This is a genomic window from Exiguobacterium sp. s21 (genome assembly GCF_018617975.1).
Lineage (GTDB): Bacteria > Bacillota > Bacilli > Exiguobacteriales > Exiguobacteriaceae > Exiguobacterium > Exiguobacterium mexicanum_A.
Genome location: NZ_JACSLF010000030.1, coordinates 1 through 851 on the forward strand (window position 1 = coordinate 1; position 851 = coordinate 851).

Consider the following 851-nt stretch of genomic DNA (forward strand, 5'->3'; position numbering starts at 1 on the left):
CTCCATCCGACGAAAGCGCAACAGGCCATCTTGGAGCGGATGATGGACACCTACATCCGCACGGCGAACCAGCTCGTCGCGGCCATGGTCCAGGCCCGGGAGAGCTTGAATCTGACGAGCAAACATGTCACGGTGGACCTGCCGAGCGCCGTCAAGAACCAGGCCATCCAGGACGCGAAGAGCATGTTCAAGAGGGCGAAGAAGAAGGACTTCCAGGTCGTCCCGGTCCTCAAGAAACCGTACTGCACCTGGAACAACCAGAACTACTCGTTCGACTTCGAGTCGGTCTCCCTCCCGATCATCATCGACGGGAAGGTGAAGAAGACGGCCATCCGCGCCGAGATGGTCGACCCGGACAACCGGAACGCCACCCTCCTCGCCAACAAGCTCGGGACGCTGCGCATCACGAGGAAGTCGAAGAAATGGATCGCCCAGATCGCCGTCACGATTCGCACGACGGAGAAGACGGGCACCAACGTGCTCGGGGTGGACCTCGGTCTGAAAGTCCCTGCCGTCGCATCGACCGATTGCGAAAAGGCGCGGTTCTTCGGGAACGGACGCGAGAACAAGTACATGAAACGCAAGTTCCGGGTGAAGCGGAAAGAACTCGGTCAAAAGAAGAAACTGAAGGCGATCAAGAAACTGGACAACAAAGAACAGCGCTGGATGCGAGACAAGGACCACAAGGTGAGCCGTGGAATCGTCGACTTCGCGAAAGAGAACCATATCACTGTCATCCGCCTCGAAAGGCTGGCGAACATACGACAGACGGCAAGAACAAGCCGTAAAAACGCCAAGAACCTGCACACCTGGTCGTTCCATCGCTTAGCCACATTCATCGAATACAAGGC

General features: G+C 57.3%; 1 protein-coding gene. It reads left to right on the forward strand.

Annotation, left to right across the window (positions count from 1 at the left end):
- Nucleotides 1-851, forward strand: an 851-nt coding sequence (locus tag KNP06_RS15120) for an RNA-guided endonuclease TnpB family protein (RefSeq protein ID WP_214789505.1), incomplete at both ends; no start/stop codon positions are given.